We start from the raw sequence: 25,347 nt of genomic DNA on the forward strand, positions 1-25,347 counted from the left end.
GTCGGTGTGTGGTGACTGTTGGGCGGTGCGTGGTGACTGAAATGGGCGGTACGTGGCGCCCGGGCCGCGACGGCCGTTCCGCCGGGCCCGGCTCGCTTCTGAATCACCGGGAACAGTGATTCAGGGAGTCCAGGGAGTCGCTGAGTCAATTTTCATGACTAAACGAGTCACGGATTCCATGAAGGAACGTTGAGTCATGAAGTCATGACATCGAGGCCCGAGCCCTCGGGGCATTCCGCAGCGGCTGCCGCCGCCCCGGGGGAGCGGGCCAGCGGCTCGTGTCGCGGTCAGCAGCCCGTGTCGTAGGTGTGCACCAGGCTGATGGTGACCAGGCTGATGCCGATCGTCGACTCCTGGTCGGCGACCTCGGTGACCGGCTCCGCGGCCAGCTCCTCGACGTCGGTGTAGGCGACGAAACCGTTCATGAGGTCACGGGTGGACATGGCGTCTCCTTCTTTTCTCGGGTCGATGGGTCGGTCGTACTTCTCACGGGCCGGGCAGAACGCGCACCCCGCCCCGCGCGCCCGTTCGCTTCCTGCGGCCGGGGCGTGACTCATTTCTACGACCCCGAGAGGAAGTGCGTCAAGGATCGTGACATCATTTGTCATTATCGAGGGCGCAAGGGTGCCTCTTCGCGTCATGGAACGAGGGTTTCCAGCCCGGTGCGGACGGCCGCCCGCGCTCCGCCGACGGGGCCGTAAGCTGTTCACATTCCTTGACACGCACGACACGCACGCGGATGGGACGGCGGATGGAACTGTTGGGCCAGCCTGAGTTCGGTCGGCTGCTGCGCAGGCTCCGGGTCGAGCGGGGGTTGTCACAGGCCGACCTCATGGGCCCCAAGGTCTCGGCGAGCTATGTCTCGCGCCTGGAGTCCGGCGGCCGGGCGGTGACCCCGCAGGCCGCGGCGCACCTGGCGGAACGGCTCGGTGTCACGATCGACGTCTTCCAGGTCGCCGCCGGCGCGGTGGGCGCCGATCGGGCGCCCGCGTTGCTGGCCGCCGCGGTCACGGCGCTCGACGACGGCGCGCCCGCCGACGCGGTACGGCTGCTCACCACCTGCGCCGCCCTGCCCGACGTGTCCGCCGACCACGCCTGGCAGGTGCTGTGGTACCTGGCCCGGGGCCATGAGCGGCTCGGCGACGTGCGCGCGCAGCGGGACGTCCTGGAGCGGCTGCGGTCGGTGGCCCATGAGTCGGGCATCGCCCATCTGCGGGTCCGGGTGCTGGCCGCGCTCTCCGGTTGCGACCGGGTGCTCGGAGAGACGGAGAGCGCGGTCTCGCGGGCGCGGGAGGCCCTGACCGTGGCCACGGGCGCGGGCGGCGCCGACCAGGCCGAGGCACTGCTCGCCCTCGCGGCGGCGGAGGAGTCGGCGGGGCGGCTCGGTGAGGCCGAGGAGCACGCCGGGCTGCTGCTGGAGCGGGCCGGGGAGATGTCGGGGGGCCGCCGGGCCCGTGCGCTGTGGACGGCGGCGGCGGTCCATGCCGCACGCGACGCCCACGAACGGGCGCTGCCACTGCTGGAGGAGGCCCTGGGCTTCGCCGACGCGCGCGGCGACCTGTTGCTGTGGGCCCGGCTGCGGCTCGCGGCCGTCTCCGCGTACGTCGAGGTGCACGGGACGGTGTCCGCGGACGCCGAACGCTGGTGCCAGGAGGCGGAGACGGCGCTCGCCATGATGGACGGGGCCGGGTATCTGTCCGAGCTGTGGGCGGTACGGGCGCGGATCGCCTTCCACCGGGGCGATCCCGCCGCCGCGATCGGCCTGTGCCGCGAGGCGCTCGGCGCGTCCGGCACGATGAGCCACCACGACCGCGTGCGGACCGAGATCCTGCTGCACGAGGCGGAACTGGCCGCCGGCGCGGGCGAGTCCGCCGCGGCGGAACTGCGGCGGATCGCGGAGGAGACGACGCGCTCCGGCAACCTCGGGCTCGCCACGCGCGCGTGGAAGGCCCTCGCGGAGGCGGCGGTACAGGGGGCCTGAGCCCCGGAGCCGAACGATGACGCCGGGGCCTTCCCGGGCGCGGTCGGCCTCGGCACGCCGCAGCAGGTCAGCGGCGCGTCTCGACCGTTCAGCGGCTCGCGGGCGCGGTCAGCGGTCCACGAACCGGTCGGCGGTTTCCGCGGGACGCTCAACGGCTCCCGGGCGCGGTGGGGTGTCCCGCCATTCCGTGCCCACGCGCTCCCCGGGGACGCCTCACGCGAGGGCCGCGCCGCGTGGACGCTGCCCCCGCGCCCGCGCGCGCCTGGCGCAGGGCCCGTCAATCGCGCATTCGACCACCGCTTGTCCGAGGCCCGACTTCGCGCCCGCGCGCGCCCGGGGCCGTCCGGCGCGCCGCCGTCCCCGCGGCCCCGCCGCCGTCCTCCGTGGCCGCGCACACCCGCGCGGCGTCCCACCCGTCCTCGGCGTCCGGGGCCCGGGCCGCTTCCATGGCCTCCGCGACCAGGTCGAGATAGGTGAACAGCTGGTCGTGCCACGCGACATACGCGGCGAAGTCGTGGGCGTGGGTGAGGCTCCGCACGACCACCGCCCGGCGGGCCGCGGCCGGGGAGGGCTGCGCGCCGTAACCCTCCAGGAAGGCCCGGGCCAGGGCGGTGCAGTCGGCGGGGCCGTAGACGCCCCAGCGCTGTCCCGCGGCCATCTCGGCGAACTCGGCCAGTTGCCAGGCCACGTCGAACTCCCATGTGCCGACGGTGAGTTCCTCGCCGGTGAACAGCACCGGGCGGCCCGGTCCGGCGGGCAGGACGAGCGCGCCGAGGGCGGGCCCGCCGTGCAGCAGGCGGCATGGTCCGGGTCCGTGGGCGGAGGCCTCGCTCCACTCGCCGATCAGGCCCAGCCGCCGGTCGCCGAGACGGGCGCGGGCCTCGGCGTGCAGACGCGGCGCGGCCCCGGGGCCGGTGCCGGCGCGCAGCCACCGGGCGAGCCGGGCCGGCGCCGGGGGCGGGCCGGACGGCGCCCCGGGCACAGGGCGGGCGTGCAGTGCCCGCAGGGTCGCTCCGAGGCCGCGCACGGCGTCCCGCACGGCCGCCCGGGCACGCGGGTCCCGGTCGTCACGGAGCACCGCGGCGGCGGAACGGGTTCCGGGCGCGGCGTAGCGCAGGACCCCGGCCTGCCCGGGGTGGGGCCGGGCCAGGGCGAGGCCGACCGGGGTCTCGGCGGACACCGCGCGCACCGCCGCGGCCGGGCGTGCGCCGGGCAGGGGCAGAGGGGTGTCGCGGGCCGGTCCGGGGCGGCGGCACCACACATGACCGCCGGTGGGCACGGCGAGGACGGCGGTGAGTACGTTCCGGGTGCCCAGCTCGCGGACCAGGCGCTCGCCCGGCGCCGGCCGGACGCCGGTGCCGGGGCCGGTGCCGGGGCCGGTGCCGGTGCCGGGAACAGGCACAGGAACAGGAACAGGAGCGGGAACAGGAGCGGGAACAGGAGCGGCCGGGTGGTGCTCAGGCATCGCGGGCTCCCTCCCCCGGCCGGTGCGCGGGCCGGTGGCGTGCCATCAGGTCGAGCAGGGTGGGCAGCGGGGCGGCGACCGAGGCGTCGTCGCGGCCGGTGGAGGCGCTGCGGCCCGGGTGCGGTGGCGCGACCAGCACGTTGTCGTACCGTTCCAGTGCTTCGAGATGGCCTCGGTAGGCCGGGCCGGCCTCGGCGCCGGGCGGGAGCGCGGGGGCGATGCCGATGACCGCGCGGGTGCACTGGAGTGCCATCAGCACGGGTGTGTCGGCCAGTCCCCACGCGAAGCGGCCGATGAAGTGCAGGCCCGCCGGGTGCACCGCCACCGCGTCCGGCCACTCGGCGAGTTCGACGTGGTCCAGGCGCGGCGCCGGGGCGTCGGTGGTGCCCGGCCAGGCGTCGAGCAGTACCTCGCCGCCCAGGATCGCCCCGAGGGCGGTCCTGCTGACGAACCGTTCGGCGCTGCGGGTGACGGCCACCCGGACCTCGGTACGGGGGTGACTGGCGCGCAGCCAGTTCAGCCAGAAGGGCAGGAAGGCCACGCTCAGGGCCCCCGTGCCGAACAGCAGCAGCCGTGACGGCGCGGTGGGCGGTCCGCCGTCAGGAGCCGTGGGCGGCTCCGGGGCGGTGCCTGCCGGTCCTGCCGGTCCCGCGGGGCCTGCCGGTCCTGCCGGTCCTGCCGGTCCCGCAGGAGTCCCGGTCGCGTCCGCGCGCGGGCCGGTCGTGCTCGTGCCGGGGTCGTCAGACATGGTGTTCCTCCACGGCCGTGAACACGTCCTCCAGGTCCGTCAGCGCCTCCTGGAGGCCGTGGGTGAACTGGACGCCGCCGACGTTGAGGATCACCTCGTCGATGCCGGCCGCGCGGTGCCGCAGCAGTTCGCGGGCGATGTGGGCGGGGCTGCCGTAGACGAACACACCGGCGTCCACGAGCCGTCCGGCCTTGGCGAGCGGGTCGTCCCCGGGGCGTACGGCGACGCCCGCGCGGCGCAGCATGTCGAGGTAGTGGGGCGCGGTGAGGTGGGCGGAGACCACGGCTCCGGCTAGGCGGGCCGGGTCGCGTCCGGGGCGGTCGACGGCGAGGTGGACCACGGTCGCCACGCGGGGCGGGCACCCGTCGCCGGCGCCCTGGCGCAGCGCGGGGACGAGGACGTCGCGTACGTACGCGGCCGGGGTGAGCCAGGTGATGGCGACATCGGTTACCGGGGCGGCGGATCTGGCCATGGCGGGGCGCAGCACGCCCGCGCCGATCTCGACGGCCGGGTGGGGGCGGGTGGGTGTCAGCGCGGTGCGCGGGCGGTGGTATTCGCCCGCCAGGTCGACGGTGTCGCCGTCGAGCAGGGTGCGCGCGGCGGTGAGGAACTCCGTGGCGGCGGTGCGCGGGCTGCGGTACGGGGCGCCGTGCAGGGAGGCCACGAAGCCGGGCGTGGCGGTGCCGTAGCCCATGACGACGGTGCGGCCGGTGATCAGCGCCAGGGAGCGGGCCTGGGCCGCCGCGTCGTACGGGGTGCGCAGGGGCATCAGGGAGACCCCGGTGCCGACGGATAGGCGCAGTCCGCGTCCGGCGAGGTGGGCGAAGAGCTGGAGGGGGTCGAGGCGCAGCGACTGCCCCGTCCACAGGCGGCGGGCGCGGCGCCGGGCCGCGAGTTCGGCGTAGGGCAGGACGTCTTCGACGCAGTCCGGTTGGTGCGGGATCATCACGGCGGGCGTGGCCCGCGGGGACATGACCATGGCGTGGGTCCAATCGTGGTTCGGCGTCACCGCGGCGCGACGTCACCGCGGTTCAGCGCCGTCGCGGTTCAGCGCCGTCGCGGCTCGGCATCACCGCAGCTCGGCGTCGCCGCGGCTCGGCATCACCGCAGTTAGGCATCACCGCGGTTCGGCGTCGCCGCGGTTTCGCGTCGTCGCAGCTCGGCGCCGCCGCGGTTCAGCGCCGTCGCGGTTCAGCGTCCGGCGGTCGCGAGCGGTTCCGGCAGGCCGGTGGGCGCGGCCGACGGCGGTGTTCCGGCGGGCCGTTCCGGCGCGGCGGCCGGGACGGTCCGGGCGGGCAGCACGTCGCGCGGCGAGGTGAGGTTGCGGGCGGGGTCGGCCGGGTCGACGCCGGCCTCCAGAAGGCAGTCGTGCACGGCCCGGGTGCGGGAGCGGGCGGCGGGTTCCTGGGCGTGCTCGGTGAGGCCGGCGGCCACCGCGGCGGCCCGGTGTTCGCCGAAGCTGACCCGGCGCATGCCGGGCCGGCCGTCGTCGGGCTCCCAGGCGGCCCCGACGCCGGGGGCGAGTTCCCGGACGAAGGCCGAGACGGCGGGGCCGAGTCCGGGCAGGTCCCGGGCGGCGCGGGCGATGAGTTCGGCCGCGTCCCAGCTCTCCGGGCCCAGGTAGACGACGCAGGCGTCCTGGCGGGGGTAGCCGGTCCGGGAGGAGGCGATCTTGGCGCGGTAGGGAAGCCGTTCCTCCTCCAGCAGGCGCAGGACGGCCGCCCAGACCCCGGGGGCCGCTTCCGGTCCGGTGACGTGCAGATAGACCCGGAGCGTGCCGGTGGCGCGGACCCGGGCGGGCACGGTGCCCTCGCAGAGGAAGAAGCCCGGTGACACGGCGGGGCGGGCGGCGTCCAGGCGGACCCGGGCGCGGTCGCCGGACGCGGTCCGGACGGTGTCCACGCGCTCGCGGGCCACCGTCACCCGTACCCCTTCCAGCAGGACGGGGACGCCGGTCTCGTCGCCGTCCCCGAGGAGTTCCACGGTGCGGGTGAGGTGGCGGTGCGGCATGGCCGCGAGGAGCCGTGCCTCCAGGGCGGTGTCCCGCGGCGATCGGGGGGCGGGCGTCTCCTCGTCGGTGCGGCCCATGTGATGGCGGCGGTAGAACGCGGAGGCGAGCGCGGCGCGCAGGGCCCGCGGGTCGTCGGCGGTTACCTCCCGCCCGCCGACCAGGGCGCCGGTGGCGGAGTCGTCGACGACGGTCTCTTCGAGGATCCGCAGGATCGCGGGCGCCAGGGGACCCTCCGCGGGCGGGGTGTTCGGGGAGGTGTTCGGGGTGGTGTTCATGCCGAGGTTTCCTCCCAGCCGAGTACGGACACGAAGGCGTGCGGGGAGAGCAGGACGGTGCGGCCGATGCCGGCGGCGGCGCGTTCGGCGGCTCCGAGGCGCGCGCTGCGTTCGGAGGTGGCGAGGAGCCGGTCGAGGAGGTGCCAGCCGGCGAACGCGGTGGCGCGTGCGAGCAGGCCCGGGTCCTGTTCGGCGGCGTCCGGCCGCGCCTGGGCGTAGCCGTGGTGGAAGGCTCCGATGAGCGGGGTCACGCGGGCCAGTTCGGCGAGGCCGGTGGAGACGATCTCGTCGTGGGAGACGGGTACGCCGGGGGCCTGGGGAAGGCCGGCGGGGATCTTCAGGACCGCCCGGTAGAGCCAGTCGCCGGCGAATCCGCCGAGGTCGCGGGCCGGGTCGCCGTGGCGGAACTCCTCCCAGTCGGTCAGCAGCATCCGGCCGTCGGGGGCAGTGAGGAACTGGTCCAGGCGCAGATCGCCGTGGATGGGGGTGCGGGGCGCGCGCGCCTCGTCGGCCCTGAGCCCGCGCAGGGCCTCGTGCAGCGCGGCGTCGCCCTGCATCAACCGCCAGGCGTCCAGGGTTCCGGCGCTGGCCCGGGTGTACAGGGTCCAGGGCAGCGCCCGCAGGTGGCCGAGGGGCGGCAGCGGCAACGGGGCGTCGTCGAGGTCCGCCCGGTCGGCGGGCCGCAGGGTGTGCAGGGCGGCGATGATCCGGCCCGCCTCCCGCGCGGCCTCGGGGCCGAACTCGTCCCGGGCGGCCAGGTCGCTGCCCGTGGCGGCGTCCGCCACCAGCTCGAAGGCCAGGAGCCGGGCCTCCTCGTCGGATCCGATCAGGCGGGGGCGGGGAAAGGGGACGCCGTCGACGGTCGTCGAGACGGCCCGTTCGAAGCCGAGGACCCGGCGGAACCGGCGCAGCGATTCGCCGTTCTCCCCGCCGATGCGTTTGACGAAGACCGGCCCGCCCCGGGTGGTGGTGCCCGCCCAGTTGTCGTTGCGGCCGGGGTAGGCGCTGAGCGACTCCTCGGTGAAGGCACCCATTCCCAGGCGCCGCAGAAGGCCCGGTACGGCGGGGAAGTCGGACAGATCCGTGGGGGCGATCCGACGGCGGGCGTGCTCGTCCGTCCTCGCCAGGGTGTCAGTGGTCATGACGTGGACCGTAGCCCCTCCCACCCATTCGATGTCAATAAGCTGGACAAGCTTGGCATGAAACTTGACAACCTTCGGGTCGGATGGGGTACCACAGTCGGTACCCCCCGCGGCCGGTCCGCCGCGGAGGCCGGCGACCCGACGGAGGAGCGACCATGTCGGCCGAACAGCCACGCCCGAAACCCCCGCGCACCCGGCTGCGCGTACTGCGCCAGGTGGTGCGGAACCGCCGGAACACGGTCCCGGCCGTGCTCCTGGCCCTCGTCGCCACCGCCGCGACGCTCACCGTGCCGCTGGTGGTCCGTCGTATCGTCAGCGGCTTCTCCCGGCACGAGGCCGTGACAAGCTCTGTCATGCTGATGACACTGCTGGCGCTGACCGGCGCGGTGGCGTCGGCCCTGTCGTCCTTCTGCCTGGCCCGGGCCGGCGAGGCGATGGTGCTGACCGTCCGGCAGCGGGTGGTGGCACACGCGCTGCGCCTGCCGCTGTCCGGCGCCCGCAGGATCGGCTCCGGTGAACTTGTCGCCCGGGTCACCTCGGACTCCGCCCAGTTGCGGTCGGTGGTCGACATCGGCGTCACCCAGCTGCCGATGGCCGCTCTCACCGTCACCGCCACCCTGGTCATCATGGGCCTGCTCGACTGGGTGCTCCTGCTCATCGTGCTGGTCACCTTCTCGGCGGCCGGACTGGCGATCACGGTCTTCATCAAGGGCGTCCGGCGCAGCACCGCCGCCCAGCAGGACGCGCTGGGCGAGCTCGCCCAGCGCTTCACCGCCGCCCTCGGCGCCCTCGCCACCGTCAAGGCGTGCCGAGCGGAGGCGCAGGTCACGGGTGCCATCGACGCGGACGCGGCGACCGCGGCCGATGCCGCGGTGGCCGCCGCCCGCCGTCAGGCGTTCGTCACGCCGATCATGGGACTCGGCCAGCAACTGGCCCTGATCGGAGTGGTGCTGGGCAGCGGCGCCCGGCTCGCCGCCGGTTCGCTGAGCATCGCGGAGTTCGCCGCGTTCCTGCTGTACCTGCTGCAACTCGTCGCGCCGCTCAGCCTGGTGGCCGGCGGCTTCGCGCGCCTCCAGCTCGGCTTCGCCGCGCAGTCGCGCATCGAGGACGTTCTCGATGAACGGAGCGAGCACGCGCTCCACGAGCCGTTCCCGCCCCGGCGACCGCGTGACGCCCCGGACGCGGGCGCCGACGGCCGCCCCGGCCCGGAAGCCCCCGCGCTCTCCGCCGGAGCCGCCAGAACCACCGGAGCCATCGATCCCGTCGGTCCCGTGAGCCCTGTGAGTCCTGCCGATCCCGTCAGTCCCGTCAGTCCTGCCAATCCCGTTGGTCCTGTCGATCCCCTCAGTCTCGTCAGTCCTGTCAGTCACGTCGGTTTCGTCGACCCGGGTGCGCCGGCGGTCGAGTTCGACGGAGTGACCTTCCGTCATGGCGGGGACCGGCCGGCCGCCAACGGGCTGTCCTTCGTCGTGCCCCGGCACGGGGTCACCGCCCTGGTGGGCCCCTCGGGCGCCGGGAAGTCGACGGCGCTGAACCTGACCGAGCGCTTCCTCGTGCCCGACGACGGCACCGTCCGGCTCCTCGGCCGTGACATCGCCCGCTGGCCGCTGGACGAACTGCGCGGCCGCATCGCCTACCTCGACCAGGCGTTCACCCTGCTCGAAGGCACGGTCAGGGAGAACCTGCTGCTCGGCCGCGCCACGCCCGTCGGCGACGACGGCCTGTGGGCCGCCCTGGCGGCGGTGGGGCTCGACGAGGCGGTCGCCCTGCTGCCGGACGGCATCGACACCGTCGTGGGCCGGGGCGACGACCTCTCCGGCGGCCAGCGGCAACGGCTCGCGCTGGCCCGGGTGCTGCTCACCGACGCCCCCGTGGTCCTGCTGGACGAACCGACCTCCCAGCTCGACAGCATCAACGAGAACCGGCTGCGCGAGGTAGTCGACCGCCTGTCCCGGGACCGGGCGGTGGTCGTCGTGGCCCACCGCATCTCGACCGTTCGCCGGGCCCGGCACATCGTCGTCCTGGACGAGGGGCGCTGCCTCGCCTCGGGCACCCACGACGAGCTCCTCGACCGCTGCGAGATGTACGCGGAGCTGGTACGCGGCCAGCGGCTCGGCCTGCGGGCGGGCGCGGGCGTCTGACCTGGCGTACGAACCGTCCCCGGAGTCCGCGTGACCACCGGGGGCGTCCGTCCGGCCCGCCCGGCCGCCGGGCGCGCTCCCGGTACGAACGGGCGGGCGCGGACGGCCCGTCACCGCCCACGCCCGCCCGCACCGGTCAGGCCCCGGCGGTGTCCGCGGGCCGCACCCGCTCCGGGTCCGGGGCCGGCGCCACGGGGGCGGGGGCGTGGGCCGTCGTGGCGCCCGACTCCGCGGCGCTCGACGACCGCCGTCCGACCAGCGCGTGCGCGCGCAGCCGCTCGAAGGCTGCGACATCGGGCCGCTCCCTGCCGAGGAGGCTGCCGGCGACGCAGCCCAGGAAGCCGAGCGGCACCGACACCAGCACCGGGAAGGCGAGCGGGAACGGAGCGTTCTCCGGCCCGCCGGGCCACGCCGACGGCCCCAGCACGATCAGGGTGAGCGCGCTGACGAGACCGACGATCGCGCCGACGATGGCGCCGGTGGTCGTCATCCGACGCCAGGTCAGGGTGAGCAGCAGCACCGGGAAGGTGGAACTCGCGGCCGTCGACGTGGCCAGCGTGGCGATGAACGTGACGTTCTGCCCGCTACCGATGGCCAGGGTCGCGCCCAGCGCCACGGCGACGAGGACCACGGCCGAGATCTGCCCGACCCGCTTCTCCTGTCGCTCGTCCCGTCGCAGCAGCCCGCTCCACAGGTCGTGGGCGACCGCGCCGGAGGCGGCCATCACCAGGCCCGCCATGACGGCGAGGATGGTGGCGAACCCGATGGCGGCGACGAGCGCCAGCAGGATGTCGCCGAAGAAGGTGTCCCCGCCGCCGAGCCAGCGCGCGAGTTCCGGCAGCGCGAGGTTCCCGCCGGCCCCGGCCGGCCCCTCGCCGCCGGTGCCGAGCGCGGCCCGCGCGGCGAGCCCGAGGAAGGCGATCAGGACGTTGAACCCCCCGATCAGGCCCACCGCCCACACTCCGGAACGGCGTGCCTGACGGGCGTCCGGGACGGTGAAGAACCGCATGAGGACATGGGGAAGGCCGACGGCGCTCAGAGTGACCGCGGCGGCCATCGACCACAGGTCGATCGGCCGGTGGAAGGTCAGTCCCGGCGTCAGGTACCCGGAGCCGTGCGGCGATTCCGCCACGGCCCGCTGGACCACGCCCAGCGGATTGACGTCGATCCGCACCAGGACCAGGACGACCAGCAGGACGACGACCGCCATCAGCAGCACGGCCTTGATGACCTGGACCCAGGTCGTGGCGAGCATGCCACCGAAGAGCACGTAGACCAGCATCAGCGCGGCGGCGAGCGTCGCGCCCCACACGAAGCCGATCCCCGTCAGCGCCTCCAGCAGAACCCCGCCCGCCACCAGCTGCGCCACCATGTACAGCAGGCTCACGAAGAGCGTGCAGACGGCCGCGACGGTGCGCACCGGCCGGGTCCGCAGCCGCAGCGCCAGGGCGTCGGTGAAGGTGAACCGGGCCAGGTTCCGCATCTTCTCGGCGAGCAGGAAGAGCACGACGAGGAAGATCCCGGAGGCGGCGACGGCGTAGAGCACCCCGTCGATGCCGAAGAGGAAGGCCAGGCCGGTGTAGCCCAGCAGCGAGGACGAGGACAGGAAGTCGCCCGCGATGGCGAAGCCGTTGGAGCGTCCGGAGATGCTGCTGCCGGCGGTCCAGAAGTCGTCGGCCGACCTGGTGCGGCGGGCCGCCACATACGTGACGATCAGGGTGATCGCCACGATGACGCAGCTGACGGTGAGGGCGACCGGGTTGAATCCCGACGTGGACACGGCTCATGCCTCCTTACGGGACGCGGACCCGACCGCGTCCGAGGCGCGGGCGAGTCCGCGCTCGATCAGTTCGTCCCACGTACGGGACCGGTGGTTGTAGGCGACGGTGAGGGCGAAGACGACGACCACATGGGCCAGGGCCACCAGCAGGCCGAGGGTCGCGCCGCCGCCCACGGAGCTGCCGAAACTCGGACGGAACAGCCCGGCCCAGCCGAAGAGCACCACCAGGGATCCGCCGAAGCCGACCCAGGCGCGGGTGAAGAAGCGCCGCCGCAGCCTCAGCACCTCCTGCATCTCGGGGATCTCCAGGAGGGCGGCCGGGTCGACTGCCGCCGGCGGGGACGAGCGGGCGGGCTCAGAGACGTTCACATTCGGCTCCCGATCAGAAAACGAACGAGCATTAGCTAGGGAAGCTAGACAGGGATGTCGTCCGAGGCAAGAGATGTGCAAGAAATAGCGGTTGCAGCGGCTTTCGAGCGGGAGGCTATCTTCGCTTGCGAACGTACGCTAGTTTACGGTCCAGTTCCCGGGTAAACCGGATCGCCCGATTCCGCCCGCCCCCGACTCCCCTCTCTCCCCCGACTCCCTCCCCCCTCGACTCCCGCTCCCCCTCGGCTCTCTCTTCACGGAGGTATGACGATGTCCCGACGACTGACGGGCCCCCTGGCGGCCGCTCCGGCCCTCGCGTCCCCGGGCGCGGCGGCCCGGGTCCTGCGCGAGGCCGCCCTGGTGACGACGGGGGCGGCCGCGGTGGGCGCGTCCGCCCAGGTGGCGTTCCCGCTGCCGGGCACGCCCGTCCCGGTGACCCTGCAGACCCTCGCGGTGCTGCTGGTGGGGGCCGGGCTGGGCTGGGCGCGCGGCGGAGCGGCGGTCGTGCTGTACGTGGCGGCGGGCTTCGCCGGCGTGCCCTGGTTCGCCGGGCACACCGCGGGGGTCCCGGCCGCCTCGGCGGGCTATCTGCTGGGGGCGATACCGGCGGCTGCGGTCGTGGGCCTGCTGCGTTCGCGCGGGCTCCTGAGGTCGCCGCTGCCGCGCGCCGGCGCGTTCCTGCTGGCACAGGCGCTGGTGTACGCCGTGGGCGTCCCGGTCCTCATGGCGACGACCGGGACCGGGTTGGCCGAGGGCATCGCCCTGGGGCTGGTCCCGTTCGTGGTGGGCGACCTCCTGAAGGTCGCGCTGGCCACCCTCGCGGCCCCGGCGGCGGCACGCTGGTCCCCCGCGCCGTCGCCCCGGTGATCCCCGCGCCGACGGGCCGTTGATCCCCGCTGATCCCCGGGGCGACGGGCCCGCGATCCGCACGGTGTGGGCTGTCGGCAGCCCACACCGGCGGCCCTCGCCGGCCGGGTCGCCCGGCACACAACGGCGTCCCGGCCGGTCCCGCGTACGGCGGTCCCGGGCCGTCGGCGGGCCGGAGGGGCGGCGGCCGTCTCATGGCCGGGCGGGCCGCTCGCGGATGAGTCCTTCCTGCGCCCCGGAGACGACCAGCCGGCCCGCGCGGTCGGTCATCCGGCACTCCGTCAGCGCCAGCCCGTCGCCGCCGACGGGGCAGCTCTGCTCGCACAGCAGCCAGTCGTCCGCCCGGGGCGGGGCATGGAACCACAGGGTGTGATCGAGGCTGGCGCCGGCCACCGGGTCGTCGTACCAGGACCGGCCGGAGGGGAACAGCGCGGTGTCCAGCAGCGTCAGATCGGAGGCGTACGCGATCAGCGCGGCGTGCAGCAGACCGTCCCCGGGCACGGAACCGGCGGTGCGCAGCCAGAAGTGCTGGCGGGGCTCGCGCACCCGGCCCTTGGTCAGGCCGGTGGGCTCCTCGGTGAAGCGCAGGTCGAACGGGTGCGGGGTGGCCCACCAGTCGGGCAGCCGGTCGTGGTGCGGTTCCAGCCAGTGCTCCAGCGGCGGCACCTCGTCGGGGGCGGGCACGCCGGGCGCGGTGTACTGCTGATGGGCCGGCTCCGGCTGGGAGCCGTCGTGGAAGGAGGACATCGACTCGGCGATGTCCCGTCCGTTCTGACGTATCGTCACTCGACGGGTGGAGAAGTGCCGTCCGTCGCGCAGCCGCCGTACGTCGAGCTCCAGCGGGACGGCGGAGTCCCCGGGGCGGACGAAGTAGGCGTGCAGCGAGTGCGGGCGGCGGCCGCCGGGCACGGTGCGTCCGGCGGCCAGCAGCGCCTGCGCCAGGACCTGCCCGCCGAACAGCCGTGGCAGGGCCCGCCCGCCGACGCCGCCGAGGAACCGGTCGGAACCGGCGGGGCGCACCGTCAGCACGTCCAGCAGTTCGTCGATCGGCGCACCTTCTCCGGCGGTCATCGGCCCGTGCCCGGCAGCGCCGGGGAGGTGGTGCCGCGCCGCAGGTCCGGGCGGTCGTACGGGGCGATGGGGACGGCGGTCGGCCGTCCCAGCGAACGGGCCGCCCGGCGTGCCCAGTAGGGGTCGTCGAGGGTCGCCCGGGCCAGCATCACGGCGTCCGCGGAGCCGTCGGCGAGCACGTTCTCGGCCTGCCGGGCGGTGGTGATGAGGCCCACCGCGGCGGTGGGGACGCCGGCTTCGCGGCGGATGCGCGCGGCGAAGGGCACCTGGTAGCCGGGGGCGACGGGGATGTCGGCGGACGGGGTGTTCCCACCGGTGGAGGTGTCGACGAGGTCCACGCCGCGTTCCTTCAGCAGTCGGGCGAGTTCGACGGTCTGCTCGATGTCCCATCCGCCGTCGGTCCAGTCGGTGGCCGACACCCGGACCAGCAGCGGTACCCGGTCCGGCAGCCGCTCGCGGACCGCCTCCACCACGGCCAGCGCCAGGCGGGTCCGGCGGGCGAAGGAGCCGCCGTAGGCGTCGTCGCGCCGGTTGGAGAGCGGGGAGAGGAACTGGTGCAGCAGATAGCCGTGGGCGGCGTGGAGTTCGACGGCCCCGAAGCCCGCCGCGAGGGCGCGCCCGGCCGCGTCCGCGAACGCGCCGGGCAGCCGTCCGATCTCCTCGGCGGTGAGGGCGCGCGGCGCCGGCAGGTCGCCGTGCGCGAGGGGGGACGGGCCGACGGTGGGCCAGCCGCCCTCGGCGGCGGGCAGCGGGCCCCGCCCCGTCCACGGCCGCCGCGTGGACGCCTTGCGCCCGGCGTGGCTGAGCTGCACGGCGGGGACCGCGCCCTGCTCGGCGACGAACCGGGTCACCCGGGCCCAGGAGTCGATGTGCGCGTCGTCCCACAGCCCGGTGTCGTACGGGGATATGCGGCCGGCCGGGTCGATCGCGGTGGACTCCGCCATCACCAGGCCGGCGCCCCCGACGGCCCGTGATCCGAGGTGGACCAGGTGCCAGTCGGTGGGGTGGCCGTCGTCGGCGGAGTGCTGGCACATCGGGCTGACCCAGGCGCGGTTGCGCAGGGTGGCCCCGCGCAGGGTGAGCGGTTCGAACAGTCGGGTCACGGTGTTCCTCCTCCGGGCGGGTCCGGTACGGCGTCGTGCGCGACGCGGGTGTCGAGTGCCCCGGCGAGCGGCAGTTCCACCCGGCAGCGGGCGCCAGGGGTCGGCGCCCATCCCCGCCGGGACGCCCGGTCCGGTCCCGGCGCCGTGACGGCGAGGACGTCGCCGGGGGCCATGGCGGTCCGGGCGGAGACGTGGACGAGCAGTTCCCGCAGCGCCCCGAGCAGCGGCGTGACCGCGTGGCGCAGCACCGGGCGGCCGTCGATCCGCGCGGTGAGGCGGCCGTCGGCGGTCAGGAACTCGTCGGGGGTGACCAGGTACGGGCCGAGGGCGGCGGCCCGGGTCTCCCCGGCCGGCCAGTCGGCGTAGCAGGTGTAGCCGGCGAGCGTCTCGGACGCCCGCTCCGGGGGGACCCGGCTGCCGGCGGAGCCGACGACCGCGGCGATCCCGGGCCGCCAGCGTGCCCCGGTCCGGCCGGCGGGTGCGAAGCGGCCTCCGGGCGCGACCGGGGGGCCCGCGAGGGGGGACCAGGTGGCCTCGGGGTCGTCGGCGTCGGCGTGGAACATCCGGGCGGGACGCGGCACCGGGGGCAGCAGGGCCAGTTCCGCCGGGTCGTGGTCGGGCGGGAGCCCGACGGCGTTCATGGCGATGCCCATCAGGCCGTCGTCGCGCAGGGCGTCGGCGAGCGTGGGCGTTTCCAGGGACGGGCGGGCGCCGAGGTCCACGACCCCGGCGCCGTCGAGCACGCCCCACGAGGGCCCGCGGGCCCCGGTGAAGGAGAGCAGTCTCACCCGGTCACTCCAGGGTGGTGCCGGCCGCGGGGCCTTCGAGGAACTTATTGGGCTTGAGGAAGAAGCAGAGCACCAGGGCGCCGTCGGGGGCCGAGGCGCGGTGCTGGTTGCCCTTGGGCCGCCAGGAGAAGTTGCCGGTGGTGGTCGCGCCCTCGGCGTCGACGATGCTGCCCTCCAGCACCCAGGTCTGCTCGATCTCGACGTGTTCGTGCAGGGGCAGGACGGCGCCGGGCTGCCAGCGGAAGAGGGCGGTCAGCAGGCCGGTCTCCTCCTCGCGCAGCAGCACCTTCATGTCGATGCCGGGGAAGCCGGTGGGCTTCCAGGGCAGGTCGTCGACCTTGACGTAGCGGGACGCCAGCGGCGGCAGGGCGTTGAGCTCATCCGCCATGGGGGTGATCGCGGGCATGTGGTTCTCTCCTGGTTCTCTCGTTCTGTCGGCGTCGGTGTCGGTGTCGGCGCCGGTTGTCACGACGCCGGTTCCCGCCGATGTCGGTTGTCGCGGCGCCGGTTCCCGCCGGCGCGGGGCTCGCGGTGCGGGAGGGGCGTGCGGTGTGCGGGGTCCGCGGCGGGCGGTCCCCGCGCGTACGCACGCCGTGCCGGTGCGGGGCGGCGGGTCACGGGGACGGACACGGGTACGGGTACTGGTACGGGGCCCGCGCGTCACAGCAGGGACATGCCTCCGTCGACCGCGACGACCTGTCCGGTGGTCCACTCGTCCCGGGCGGCGAGGCGGGAGATCCACAGCGCGATCTCCTCGACGGTGCCGGTCCTGCCGAGCGGTATCTGTCCGGCCCGTTCCCGCAGGAACGACTCGGCGCGTTCGCGGTCCATGCCGGCGACCGCGAACAGGTTGGTGGGGGTGGGGCCGGGGGCGACGGCGTTGACCCGGATGCCCCGGTCGGCCAGCTCGACGGCCCAGCAGCGGGTGAGCTGGGCGATGGCCGCCTTCGAGGCCGCGTAGAGGGCGTTGGAGGCGCTGGGCCGGATGGCCACGGTGCTGGAGATGTTGACGACCGCGCCGCGCGCCCGGGTCAGCGGTTCCAGCAGGGCCCGGGTGACGAGGGTGGTGCCCAGGACGTTGACGTCGAAGAGGCGGCGCGCGGAGTCGGTCTCGGTGTCGGCCAGCGCGCCCTGGAGGAACAGCCCGGCGGAGTTGACCAGGAAGTCCACCCGGCCGAACCGTTCCGTCACGTCGTGCGCGGCGCGTGCCAGTCCGTCCGCGTCGCGGACGTCGACGGCGGCGGTGTGCGCGGCGCCGTGGTCCGCGAGCCGGGCGAGCGCCTCGGCGTCGCGGTCCCAGCCCGCCACCTCCGCGCCGCCGGCGAGGAAGCGCTCGGCGACGGCCCGGCCGATGCCGGAACCGGCCCCGGTGACCACTCCGGAGAGCCCCCGGTACTGCCCCGGGGCGGGGGCGGGCACGGTGCCCGGTGTGCTGTTCATCCGTTCCTCCTTCCTTCCGTGTCCGGCCGACTCAGACCGGGGTGACGGCCTGACGGCGGGCCACGGGGGCGGCCGGGCGGCGTCGGTAGAGGCGCAGCCGTTCGATGAGTTCGCGCCGCAGGTCGTCGGCCGGCACCACGGCGTCGACCGCGTTCTCGTTGGCGATCTTGAAGACGTCGATGCCCTCGGCGTACTCGGCCTGCTTCTCGGCGATGAAGCGCTTGCGCTCCTCGGGGTCCTCGATGGCCTGGATGCGGTTGTAGTGGATGCCGTTGACGGCCGCGTCGGGGCCCATGAGGGCGGGTTTGGCGGTGGGCAGGGCGATGACCGCGTCGGGCCGCATGGGCGCGCCGGACATGGCGAGGTAGCCGCCGCCGTACGCCTTGCGGACGAGTACGGCGATGCGCGGGACGCGGCTCTCGGCGACGGCGAAGAGCATCTTGGCGCCGTGCCGGATGATGCCCTGGCGCTCGACCTCGGAGCCGATCATGTAGCCGGCGATGTCCACGAGGAAGAGCAGGGGGATGTTGAAGGCGTTGCAGATCCAGATGAAGCGGGCGGCCTTGTCGGAGGAGTCGGGGAAGATCACGCCGCCGCGCTGCATGGGCTGGTTGGCGACGATGCCGACGCTGTGACCGTCGAGGCGGGCGAAGCCGGTGACCATCTCGGGGGCGAACAGCTCCTTGTACGGGAAGAAGCTGTCCGCGTCGAAGACGGCGTCGATGAGGTCGTGGACGTCGTATACCTCGGACTCGCGCAGCGGCACGACCTCCCGGGGGCTGCGTTCCGAGCCCGGTTCCGCGGCCGGTGCGACGGGCGGCGGCGTCTTCCAGTCGGACGGCAGGTAGGACAGCCACACCCGCAGGGCGGCGATGGCCTCCTCGTCGTCCTCCACGAGGCAGTCCCCGAGGCCGGAGGTGCGGCAGTGCATCTCCGCGCCGCCCATCTCCTCCAGGGTCACCCGCTCGCCGGTGACCATCTCGGCGAGGCGGGGCGAGCCGAGGTAGGCGGTGGCGTGGCCGCGCACCATGACGGTGTAGTCGCACAGCGCCGGGACGTACGCCGAGCCGGCCGGGGAGGGCCCGAACAGGGCGCAGGCCTGGGGCACCCGGCCGGATATCTGGACCTGGTTGTAGAAGATGTTGCCCCAGGCGCGGCGGCCGGCGTAGCTCTCGAACTGCTCGTCGATGCGGGCGCCCGCGGAGTCGAAGAGGTAGACCAGCGGGATGCCGGTCTCGTCGGCGATCTCCTGGGTGCGGGTGATCTTCTCGAAGGTGCGCTTGCCCCAGGTGCCGGCCTTGACGGTGAAGTCGTTGGCGATCACGGCCACTTCCCGGCCGTCGACGGTGCCGACGCAGGTGACGACCGCGTCTCCGGGCAGGCCCTCCTCGAACCGGGCCAGCAGCCCGTCCTCGAACGACCAGCCGTCGTCGAAGAGGAGTTCCAGCCGCTGGCGGACCAGCAGCTTTCCGGACTCCTGCACCTTCCTGCGGTTCTTCTCCGGCCCGCCCAGGCGGGCCTGTTCGAGTCGCCGGGACAGTTCCTCGTGGACTGTTTCGCTCATGGTTCCCATTCGATTCGCCGGGGATGAGGACTGCTTGACCGCCCTCGGGGGCACGTCTAGCGTAGCTAACGAACGCTTGTAAGTTAAGAGAGGATGAGGCGATGACGACCACCGGAGTCGAGGACGACGGAGCCCTGACGGTGACGGGTCAGGCGGAGCACTTCTGGGAGGACCTGCGCACGGGCGACGTGCTGCGGGGGCCGGGCGTCACCGTCACCGACGCGCACCTGGTCACCTGGGCCGGCCTGACCGGGGACTGGGTGTCGCTCCATCTGGACGAGGAGTACGCCGCCGCGACCCCGTTCGGCGGCCGGATCGGGCACGGGCCCCTCTCGCTGTCGCTGTCCCTGGGCCTGCTCACGCAGACGGGCCGGTTCGGGAACGTCCTGGCCTGGCTGGGGCTGGACGAGGTGCGGGCCCTGGCGCCGGTCCGGGTCGGGGACACGATCCGCCCGGTGGCGGAGGTGACCGAGGCGCGACCCTCCTCGAAACCGGGCCGCGGGGTGTGGACGCTCGCCTATCGCACCGTCAACCAGCGCCGGGAGACGGTGATGACCTTCCGCAGCAGCTTCCTGGTCAGGCGCCGCGAGGGCTGAGCGCCCGGGGCCGGGCGCCCCGGCCCGAAGCCGCCGCCGGCGATCCGCTCGCCGGCGGCGGCTTCGGCGTCCGCGCGTGTTCAGGGCCGGGGGCCGCACCGCATCAGCGCCGCGCGCCGCAGCCGGCACACCAGCTCGTCGCGCTGGTTGAACGCCCGGTGCTCCAGCTTCACGATGCCGGTGCCGTGCCGCGACTTCGACGGCCTGGTCTCCAGCACCTCGCTCTCCACCCGCAGTGTGTCGCCGATGAAGACCGGCTTGGGGAACGCCACGTCCTCGAAGCCGAGGTTGCCGACCGTGGTGCCCAGGGTGAGGTCGGCGACGTGCAGCCCGGCGACCAGGCCGAGGGTGAAGACGCTGTTGACGATGCGCCGGCCGTAGATCGACTCCTTGGCGAACTCCTCGTCCAGATGCAGTGGTTGGGGGTTCATCGTCAACGAGGTGAAGAGCAGGTTGTCGGTCTCGGTGACGGTCCTGGTGGCGGCGTGCCGCACCACGTCCCCCACCTGGAACTCCTCGAAGTATCGGCCGGTCATGCGGTCGTCTCCTTCTCCTCGTCGTGGTCGCCGGAGCCGTCCTCGTGCAGCACGAGGATCTGCCGGGCGTGCTGGGCGTGGGCGAGGTCGATGTGCTCGCCGTCGAACGTCACGGCCCCCAGGCCGCGGGCCGCGCCGTCCTCGTAGGCCGTCACCAGGCGGCGGAGCCGGTCGAGTTCGGCCGCCGACGGCCCGTACTCCCGGTTGACCACGGCGACATGGGACGGATGGATGAGGACCTGGCCGCCGTAGCCGAGCCGGCGGTTGGCGCGGGCGAACTCCCGCAGCCCCTCCAGGTCCCGGACGTCCTGCCAGAGCCCCAGTACGACGTGCCGCAGCCCGGCGGCGCGCGCCGCGAGCACGACCTTGCCGCGCAGGTAGAGCGTCTCCAGCCCCTCCGGGGTCCAGATGAAGCCGACCTCGCGCGAGACGTCGGCGTCCTTGGCCGCCGCGGCCATCAGCGAGACCACCCGGGGGGCGGCGGCGATCTCGTCGACCGCGGCCAGCGAGCGCGCGGTCTCCAGCGAGGGCACCAGCCCCACCCGCCCGCGCGGCATGCCGCGTTCGATCTCGGCGGCCGACACCAGGGCGTCGTAGGCCACGACGTCGTCGCGCCCCGAGAGCTTGGGGAGCAGCAGCCCGGTCAGCCCGGGGCGCACCACCGCGGCGACGTCGCGGGCGAAGTGGTCGGTGTCCAGCGGGTTGACGCGTACGAACACACCGGCCGGGCCGCCCGCGAGGCGGTCCACGGAGTCGGCCACGGCCCGGCGCGCCTGCTCCTTGGCGGCTTCGGGCACGGCGTCCTCCAGGTCGAGGATCAGCGCGTCGGCGCCCGCCGCCAGGGCCTTGTCCACCCAGTCGGGTTTGTGGCCGGGGACGAACAGCAGGGACCGGTAGGGCTTCATGGGCGTCATCGGTGTCATCGGGTCCTCGGTGCCATCGGGGTCAACGGGGTCAACGGGGTCAACGGGATCATCGGGATTCCTCTTCGGCTCGCGGCCCCGCGGCCTGGGGCTGCCAGCGGAAGACCGCTGTCGCACCGCCGTCGACCACGATGTTCTGTCCGTTGACGCAGTCGGCGGCGGGGCCCGCGAGGAAGGCGAAGACCTCGGCGACCTCCTCGGGCGTGGCGATGCGGTGCGCGGGGGTCCGGTCCAGGAAGGCCGCCTCGGCGCTCTCGTCGAGCATCGAGGTGCGCATGGGGCCGGGGCAGACGCCGTTGACGGTCACCGCGGTCCGCCAGAAGTCGAACAGCAGGGAACGGGTCAGCTGGGCGACGGCGGCCTTGGAGGCGGAGTAGGCGGGGAACGGGTAGCCGTTGACGGCCGCGATCGAGGCCGTGTTGACGATCCGGCCGCGCGGGGCGTCGCGGAGGTCCCCGGCGAAGGCCCGCACGGCCAGATAGGTGCCGGTGAGGTTGACGTCGACGACCCGGCGGAACGCGGCCCCGTCGAGGTCCGCGAGCTGTCCGCGGTCGAGGATTCCGGCGATGTTCATCAGCGCCGACGGCCGGCCCAGGTCCCGGTGCACGGCCTCGCGGAGCCGGGCCAGCGCCGCCTCGGAGGTGACGTCGACGCCGTAGCCCGCGGCGCTCCGGCCCTCGGCCCGCAGTCCCGCCGCGGTGGCCTCGGCGGCGGCGGCGTCGATGTCGGCGCAGGCCACGGCGGTGCCGTCGGTCGCGAGCCGGCGGGCGACGGCGGCGCCCAGGCCGCCGCCCGCGCCGGTGACCACGGCGATCACCGGCCGGCTCCTTCCAGGACGGCGAGCACCTGGCCGGCCGTGACGACGTCGCCGGTCACGGCCTCGACGCCGGTCACGGTCCCGGCCCGCCGGGCCCGCACCGGGTTCTCCATCTTCATGGCCTCCACGACGAAGAGGATCTGGCCCTCCTCGACGGCGTCGCCCTCCGCTACGTCGACGGCGATGACGGTGCCCTGCATCGGGCTGGTCACCGAGCCGTCCGGAACCGTCCCGGTCCCGCGGCGGCCCCGGTCCCGGCGGCCGCTCCCCGCCGGCGCCGTGCCCGCGCGCCGCGCGGCGGGACGGGCGGGCCCGGCGGCGGGACGGGCCGGATCGGCGGCGATGGCGGTGGCGCCGGGGCCGAAGTACGGGACGGTGTAGGGGCGTCCGGCGACCCAGACCTCCTCGCGTCCGGGCGGCGCCTCGGGCTCCGCGCCGCCGTCGTCCTCGGCCGGGGCGGGCGCGTCGTCGGGGAGTTCCACGGACTGCTCCAGCCAGCGCGTGGAGACGGCGCCCGCGGCGAAGTCGGGGTGGTCGAGGACCGCGCGGACGGCCGGGGCCGTGGTCGGCACGCCCTCCACCGCGAGCCCGTCGAGCGCGGCGCGCAGCCGGCGGATGGCGGTCGGCCGGTCGGGCGCCCGGACCAGGAGCTTGCCGATCATGCTGTCGTAGTACGGCTGGACCTCGTCCCCGGCCTCGTAGCCGCTGTCGAACCGCACGCCGGGCCCGGAGGGCGGGCGCAGTGCGGTGATCCGACCGGGCGCGGGGACGAAGAGCCCGCCCGCGGTGTTCTCGGCGTTGACGCGGCACTCGATGGCGTGGCCGCGCGGCTCGGGCCCGGAGGCGGTGACGCTCAGCGGCTCGCCGCGGGCGATCCTCAGCTGCTCGGCCACCAGGTCGAGGCCCAGCACCTCCTCGGTGACGGGGTGTTCGACCTGGATCCGGGTGTTCATCTCCAGGAAGTGGAAGGCGTCGCCCTCCACCAGGTACTCGACCGTGCCGGCGCCCACGTAGTCCACGCTGCGCGCCAGGCGCACGGCCGCCTCGCCCATCCGGACGCGCAGTTCGGACGGCAGCCCCGGGGCCGGGGCCTCCTCCACCAGCTTCTGGTGGCGGCGCTGCACCGAGCAGTCCCGGTCGCCGAGCCAGACCGTGTTGCCGTGCCGGTCCGCGAGGATCTGCACCTCCACATGACGAGCCCCGGCCAGATACCGCTCCACATAGACGTCGGCGTGGCCGAAGGCCGCCGCGGCCTCGCGCCCGGCGGCCTCGAACGCCTGCTCCGCCTCGTCGGGCGAGCCGACGGTGCGCATGCCCCGGCCGCCGCCGCCGTAGGACGCCTTGATGACGAGGGGGTAGCCGTGCTCGGCGCCGAAGGCGCGGATCTCCGCCGGTCCGGTGACCGGTTCGCGGGTGCCCGGGACCAGGGGGACTCCGGCCCGCCCGGCGACCTCCCGGGCGGCGACCTTCTCCCCCATCACCTCGATCGCCGCGGCGGGCGGGCCGATGAAGACCAGGCCGGCCGCCTCGACGGCGCGGGCGAACTCCGCGTTCTCGGCGAGGAATCCATAGCCGGGGTGCACGGCGTCCGCGCCGGAGTCCAGCGCGGCCCGTACCACCTTCGCGATGTCGAGGTAGCTCTCGGCGGCCGTGGTCCCGCCCAGGGACACCGCCTCGTCGGCGGTCCGCACGTGCAGCGCGGCGGCGTCCGGGTGGGAGTGGACCGCCACACCGGTCAGGCCCAGTTCCCGGCAGGTGCGCAGCACGCGCACCGCTATCTCGCCCCGGTTGGCCACCAGGACCTTGGCAAGGCTCATGCTCGGCTCGTCTCCTCGATGCAGGTGTTGCGGCAGCCGCCGATGGACTCGATGGTGGTGGTGAGCACCTGGCCGGGCTCCAGGTAGCGCTCGGGCACGCGTCCGGCCCCGACCCCGCCGGGTGTGCCGGTCAGCAGGACGTCCCCGGGGCGCAGCGTGGTGATCCGCGAGACGTAGGCGACGAGCTCCGCCGGGCCGAACAGCAGCTCGGAGGTGCGGCTGCGCTGCACCACCTCGCCGTCCACCGCGCAGGTGATCTCCAGGTCGGCGGCGCCGTCCACCTCGTCGGGCGTGACCAGGACCGGCCCCAGCGGGGTGGTGTGTTCGAACGCCTTGCCCTGGAGCCACTGGCCGGTGCGGTGCTGCCAGTCCCGCATCGAGACGTCGTTGGCCACGGTGAAGCCGGCGATCGCGGCCTCGGCCGCCGCGGCGGACGCCACGCGCACCGGCCGGCCGACGACGACGGCCAGCTCGGCCTCCCAGTCCACCCGGCGGGAGGCGGCCGGCAGCACGAGATCGTCGTGGGCGCCCAGCAGGGTGTCGGCGAACTTGCCGAAGAGCGTGGGGTGGGCGGGGGTCTCGCGCCCCATCTCCCGGATGTGGTCGCGGTAGTTGAGACCGACGCACACGATCTTGGACGGGGCGGTGACCAGCGGGGCGTAACGGGCGTCGGCGGCCCGGGGGCCGGCGCCCGTGGCGGCGGACGCCAGGTCCCGCGGGGCGCGGCCGGCGGCCTGTTCGGCGAGCACCGCCCCGACGTCGGGCCAGGGCAGGAGCCTCGTGGCACCGCCCTCCACCAGCACCGCCCGGGTCCGGTCCCCGTCCCCTATCGTCGCCAAGTGCATCGGCCCAACCTCCAAACGAACGATCGCTAGTTTGTAAACTAGGCCGAAGCGGCGGCACGGTCAACCGGGCCGGGAAAGGTCACCGGGCCGGAGAGGCGCCCGGGTTGAAAAGGCCACCGGGCCGGACAAGCCGCTGGGCTGGACAGGCCCCGGACCGGGAAGGTCACGGTCTGGGGGCCGGTCCCCGGCCGGGGACGGTCACCGGCCGGGGAGGGCCGCCCGGCACGAAGGAAGGGTTCCCCGTACACGGAAGAGGCGCCCCGCACGAAGAAGGGCGCCCGCCGCCGGGGCGTACGACGTACGGCCCTGGCGGCGGGCGCCCTCCGGCGCTCGCGAAATCAGACGGGGCTGTCGGAGCGCGCCGCGATCGCGGCGATCTCGTCCGGCGCCACCCCGAGCTGACGGAGCGTGATGATGGTGTAGGCGTCGACGATCTCGTCCAGCGACATGGCCCCGCGCGGCCGGTACCAGGTGGAGACATGGGTGCCGATGGCCACGATGGCGTACGCCTGGAGCCTCGCGTCGACCACGTCCGCGCGCCCCTCCTCGGCGGCGCGGTCGATCAGGCCGCGCAGCACGGCCTCGTACTCGTCGCGCTTGGCGATCACCGCGCGGAAGTCGGCCGGGGACAGCGAGCGCAGCTCGGAGTTGCCGATGAAGACCTCGCGGGCCCGGTCGGCGTGGAAGCGGATGTGGCAGTCCACCGCGGCGCGCAGGCAGTCCACCGCGTCGGTGCGACCCCGCAGCGCCGCGCGCTGGGTCGCGAGCAGGTCGTCCATGATGCCCGTCATGATGTCGCGCAGCAGGTCTTCCTTGCCCGTGATGTGGTTGTACAGGCTGCCGACCTTGATGCCCACCCGGGCCGCGACCTCGCGCAGCGAGGTGGCCTCGTAACCGTGCTGGTAGAACAGCTCCGCGGCGGCCTCACGGATCGCGTCGGCGGTGCGCACTCCTCCGGCGGGGCGGCGCGGCATGTGGGGGTACTCCGTTCCCTCGGGCTTCCTGCACGGCGGCCGGCCCTGGACCGGCCGGCGCGCTCTCCGCATCCTATCCCCCAAACGAACGGGC

Annotated in this window: 24 protein-coding genes; 4 read left to right on the plus strand and 20 right to left on the minus strand. The window is 74.6% G+C overall.

Annotated features, from left to right (window positions below; all coding sequences use genetic code 11):
- Window positions 1-287 precede the first annotated feature (287 nt).
- A complete protein-coding gene (locus WA762_RS09445; RefSeq protein WP_335934746.1) occupies window positions 288-443 on the minus strand; it encodes an LxmA leader domain family RiPP in 156 nt (51 codons plus the stop codon).
- 317 nt (window positions 444-760) lie between these two features.
- Here WA762_RS09445 and WA762_RS09450 point away from each other — a divergent pair, with 317 nt between their 5' ends.
- Window positions 761-1,981, plus strand: a complete 1,221-nt coding sequence (locus tag WA762_RS09450; protein WP_335934747.1) for a helix-turn-helix domain-containing protein — start codon at window positions 761-763, stop codon at window positions 1,979-1,981.
- A gap of 277 nt (window positions 1,982-2,258) precedes the next feature.
- Here the strand turns inward: WA762_RS09450 and WA762_RS09455 are convergent, their stop codons facing one another.
- From WA762_RS09455 to lxmK, 5 genes are all read right to left on the minus strand, one after another.
- A complete protein-coding gene (locus WA762_RS09455; RefSeq protein ID WP_335934748.1) occupies window positions 2,259-3,383 on the minus strand; it encodes a hypothetical protein in 1,125 nt (374 codons plus the stop codon).
- 55 nt (window positions 3,384-3,438) lie between these two features.
- Window positions 3,439-4,194, minus strand: a complete 756-nt coding sequence (locus WA762_RS09460; protein ID WP_335934749.1) for a flavoprotein — start codon at window positions 4,192-4,194, stop codon at window positions 3,439-3,441.
- Complete coding sequence (locus tag WA762_RS09465) at window positions 4,187-5,173, minus strand: LLM class flavin-dependent oxidoreductase (RefSeq protein WP_335934750.1); 987 nt, start codon at window positions 5,171-5,173, stop codon at window positions 4,187-4,189. The genes WA762_RS09460 and WA762_RS09465 overlap by 8 nt, the downstream gene beginning before the upstream one ends.
- 212 nt (window positions 5,174-5,385) lie before the next feature.
- Window positions 5,386-6,480 (minus strand): T3SS effector HopA1 family protein, encoded by a 1,095-nt coding sequence (locus WA762_RS09470; RefSeq protein ID WP_335934752.1) that lies wholly within the window; start codon window positions 6,478-6,480, stop codon window positions 5,386-5,388.
- A complete protein-coding gene (gene lxmK / locus WA762_RS09475) occupies window positions 6,477-7,622 on the minus strand; it encodes a class V lanthionine synthetase subunit LxmK (protein WP_335934754.1) in 1,146 nt (381 codons plus the stop codon). The genes WA762_RS09470 and lxmK overlap by 4 nt, the downstream gene beginning before the upstream one ends.
- A gap of 155 nt (window positions 7,623-7,777) precedes the next feature.
- Here lxmK and WA762_RS09480 point away from each other — a divergent pair, with 155 nt between their 5' ends.
- A complete protein-coding gene (locus WA762_RS09480; protein WP_335934756.1) occupies window positions 7,778-9,763 on the plus strand; it encodes an ABC transporter ATP-binding protein in 1,986 nt (661 codons plus the stop codon).
- Window positions 9,764-9,899: 136 nt separating this feature from the next.
- On the opposite strand, the gene WA762_RS09485 is transcribed toward WA762_RS09480, so the two are convergent.
- Window positions 9,900-11,543 (minus strand): solute symporter family protein, encoded by a 1,644-nt coding sequence (locus WA762_RS09485; protein WP_335934757.1) that lies wholly within the window; start codon window positions 11,541-11,543, stop codon window positions 9,900-9,902.
- A gap of 3 nt (window positions 11,544-11,546) precedes the next feature.
- On the minus strand, window positions 11,547-11,912 hold the full coding sequence (locus WA762_RS09490; RefSeq protein ID WP_335934759.1) for a DUF485 domain-containing protein: 366 nt from the start codon (window positions 11,910-11,912) through the stop codon (window positions 11,547-11,549).
- Between the two features lie 270 nt (window positions 11,913-12,182).
- Between WA762_RS09490 and WA762_RS09495 the strand changes: the two genes are divergently transcribed.
- A complete protein-coding gene (locus tag WA762_RS09495) occupies window positions 12,183-12,779 on the plus strand; it encodes a biotin transporter BioY (protein WP_335934761.1) in 597 nt (198 codons plus the stop codon).
- Window positions 12,780-12,971: 192 nt separating this feature from the next.
- Here the strand turns inward: WA762_RS09495 and WA762_RS09500 are convergent, their stop codons facing one another.
- From WA762_RS09500 to WA762_RS09525, 6 genes are all read right to left on the minus strand, one after another.
- The gene (locus WA762_RS09500) at window positions 12,972-13,850 is read right to left on the minus strand and encodes an acyl-CoA thioesterase (RefSeq protein WP_335934762.1); all 879 of its coding nucleotides are present in this window, start codon (window positions 13,848-13,850) and stop codon (window positions 12,972-12,974) included.
- The gene (locus tag WA762_RS09505; protein WP_335934764.1) at window positions 13,847-14,953 is read right to left on the minus strand and encodes an NADH:flavin oxidoreductase/NADH oxidase; all 1,107 of its coding nucleotides are present in this window, start codon (window positions 14,951-14,953) and stop codon (window positions 13,847-13,849) included. Before WA762_RS09505 ends, WA762_RS09500 begins: the two co-directional genes overlap by 4 nt.
- The gene (locus tag WA762_RS09510) at window positions 14,950-15,741 is read right to left on the minus strand and encodes a fumarylacetoacetate hydrolase family protein (RefSeq protein ID WP_335934766.1); all 792 of its coding nucleotides are present in this window, start codon (window positions 15,739-15,741) and stop codon (window positions 14,950-14,952) included. The genes WA762_RS09505 and WA762_RS09510 overlap by 4 nt, the downstream gene beginning before the upstream one ends.
- Before the next feature lie 4 nt (window positions 15,742-15,745).
- Window positions 15,746-16,147 (minus strand): cupin domain-containing protein, encoded by a 402-nt coding sequence (locus WA762_RS09515; protein ID WP_335934768.1) that lies wholly within the window; start codon window positions 16,145-16,147, stop codon window positions 15,746-15,748.
- 254 nt (window positions 16,148-16,401) lie between these two features.
- Window positions 16,402-17,181: an SDR family NAD(P)-dependent oxidoreductase gene (locus WA762_RS09520; RefSeq protein WP_335934769.1), complete on the minus strand. Its 780-nt coding sequence runs from the start codon at window positions 17,179-17,181 to the stop codon at window positions 16,402-16,404.
- Between the two features lie 31 nt (window positions 17,182-17,212).
- Window positions 17,213-18,745, minus strand: coding sequence for an acyl-CoA carboxylase subunit beta (locus WA762_RS09525; RefSeq protein ID WP_335934770.1), 1,533 nt, complete (start codon window positions 18,743-18,745; stop codon window positions 17,213-17,215).
- Window positions 18,746-18,846: 101 nt separating this feature from the next.
- Between WA762_RS09525 and WA762_RS09530 the strand changes: the two genes are divergently transcribed.
- Window positions 18,847-19,341 carry a MaoC family dehydratase gene (locus WA762_RS09530; protein WP_335934771.1) on the plus strand — a complete coding sequence of 165 codons (495 nt, stop codon included), beginning with the start codon at window positions 18,847-18,849 and terminating at the stop codon, window positions 19,339-19,341.
- Between the two features lie 80 nt (window positions 19,342-19,421).
- On the opposite strand, the gene WA762_RS09535 is transcribed toward WA762_RS09530, so the two are convergent.
- The 6 genes from WA762_RS09535 to WA762_RS09560 form a co-directional block, all read right to left on the minus strand.
- Window positions 19,422-19,877: a MaoC family dehydratase gene (locus WA762_RS09535; RefSeq protein ID WP_335934772.1), complete on the minus strand. Its 456-nt coding sequence runs from the start codon at window positions 19,875-19,877 to the stop codon at window positions 19,422-19,424.
- Window positions 19,874-20,791 carry an HpcH/HpaI aldolase/citrate lyase family protein gene (locus WA762_RS09540; protein ID WP_335934773.1) on the minus strand — a complete coding sequence of 306 codons (918 nt, stop codon included), beginning with the start codon at window positions 20,789-20,791 and terminating at the stop codon, window positions 19,874-19,876. The genes WA762_RS09535 and WA762_RS09540 overlap by 4 nt, the downstream gene beginning before the upstream one ends.
- A gap of 58 nt (window positions 20,792-20,849) precedes the next feature.
- Window positions 20,850-21,617 carry an SDR family NAD(P)-dependent oxidoreductase gene (locus WA762_RS09545; RefSeq protein ID WP_335934774.1) on the minus strand — a complete coding sequence of 256 codons (768 nt, stop codon included), beginning with the start codon at window positions 21,615-21,617 and terminating at the stop codon, window positions 20,850-20,852.
- Entirely contained in the window at window positions 21,614-23,434 is a 1,821-nt protein-coding gene (locus WA762_RS09550) for an acetyl-CoA carboxylase biotin carboxylase subunit (protein ID WP_335934776.1), read from the minus strand. Before WA762_RS09550 ends, WA762_RS09545 begins: the two co-directional genes overlap by 4 nt.
- Window positions 23,431-24,279 carry a fumarylacetoacetate hydrolase family protein gene (locus tag WA762_RS09555; protein ID WP_335934777.1) on the minus strand — a complete coding sequence of 283 codons (849 nt, stop codon included), beginning with the start codon at window positions 24,277-24,279 and terminating at the stop codon, window positions 23,431-23,433. Before WA762_RS09555 ends, WA762_RS09550 begins: the two co-directional genes overlap by 4 nt.
- Window positions 24,280-24,617: 338 nt before the next feature.
- Entirely contained in the window at window positions 24,618-25,253 is a 636-nt protein-coding gene (locus tag WA762_RS09560; protein WP_335934779.1) for a TetR/AcrR family transcriptional regulator, read from the minus strand.
- Window positions 25,254-25,347 lie beyond the last annotated feature (94 nt).

Source organism: Streptomyces tyrfis, from assembly GCF_037034285.1.
Lineage (GTDB): Bacteria > Actinomycetota > Actinomycetes > Streptomycetales > Streptomycetaceae > Streptomyces.

Bases quoted from the DNA above. Each gene is read 5' to 3' on its own strand.
- WA762_RS09465 (WP_335934750.1), bottom strand. From the start codon at position 5,173: ATGGTCATGTCCCCGCGGGCCACGCCCGCCGTGATGATCCCGCACCAA.
- lxmK (WP_335934754.1), bottom strand. From the start codon at position 7,622: ATGACCACTGACACCCTGGCGAGGACGGACGAGCACGCCCGCCGTCGG.
- WA762_RS09480 (WP_335934756.1), top strand. From the start codon at position 7,778: ATGTCGGCCGAACAGCCACGCCCGAAACCCCCGCGCACCCGGCTGCGC.
- WA762_RS09445 (WP_335934746.1), bottom strand. From the start codon at position 443: ATGTCCACCCGTGACCTCATGAACGGTTTCGTCGCCTACACCGACGTC.
- WA762_RS09535 (WP_335934772.1), bottom strand. From the start codon at position 19,877: ATGACCGGCCGATACTTCGAGGAGTTCCAGGTGGGGGACGTGGTGCGG.
- WA762_RS09495 (WP_335934761.1), top strand. From the start codon at position 12,183: ATGTCCCGACGACTGACGGGCCCCCTGGCGGCCGCTCCGGCCCTCGCG.
- WA762_RS09560 (WP_335934779.1), bottom strand. From the start codon at position 25,253: ATGCCGCGCCGCCCCGCCGGAGGAGTGCGCACCGCCGACGCGATCCGT.
- WA762_RS09520 (WP_335934769.1), bottom strand. From the start codon at position 17,181: ATGAACAGCACACCGGGCACCGTGCCCGCCCCCGCCCCGGGGCAGTAC.
- WA762_RS09550 (WP_335934776.1), bottom strand. From the start codon at position 23,434: ATGAGCCTTGCCAAGGTCCTGGTGGCCAACCGGGGCGAGATAGCGGTG.
- WA762_RS09555 (WP_335934777.1), bottom strand. From the start codon at position 24,279: ATGCACTTGGCGACGATAGGGGACGGGGACCGGACCCGGGCGGTGCTG.
- WA762_RS09515 (WP_335934768.1), bottom strand. From the start codon at position 16,147: ATGCCCGCGATCACCCCCATGGCGGATGAGCTCAACGCCCTGCCGCCG.
- WA762_RS09525 (WP_335934770.1), bottom strand. From the start codon at position 18,745: ATGAGCGAAACAGTCCACGAGGAACTGTCCCGGCGACTCGAACAGGCC.
- WA762_RS09540 (WP_335934773.1), bottom strand. From the start codon at position 20,791: ATGACGCCCATGAAGCCCTACCGGTCCCTGCTGTTCGTCCCCGGCCAC.
- WA762_RS09460 (WP_335934749.1), bottom strand. From the start codon at position 4,194: ATGTCTGACGACCCCGGCACGAGCACGACCGGCCCGCGCGCGGACGCG.
- WA762_RS09470 (WP_335934752.1), bottom strand. From the start codon at position 6,480: ATGAACACCACCCCGAACACCTCCCCGAACACCCCGCCCGCGGAGGGT.
- WA762_RS09500 (WP_335934762.1), bottom strand. From the start codon at position 13,850: ATGACCGCCGGAGAAGGTGCGCCGATCGACGAACTGCTGGACGTGCTG.
- WA762_RS09530 (WP_335934771.1), top strand. From the start codon at position 18,847: ATGACGACCACCGGAGTCGAGGACGACGGAGCCCTGACGGTGACGGGT.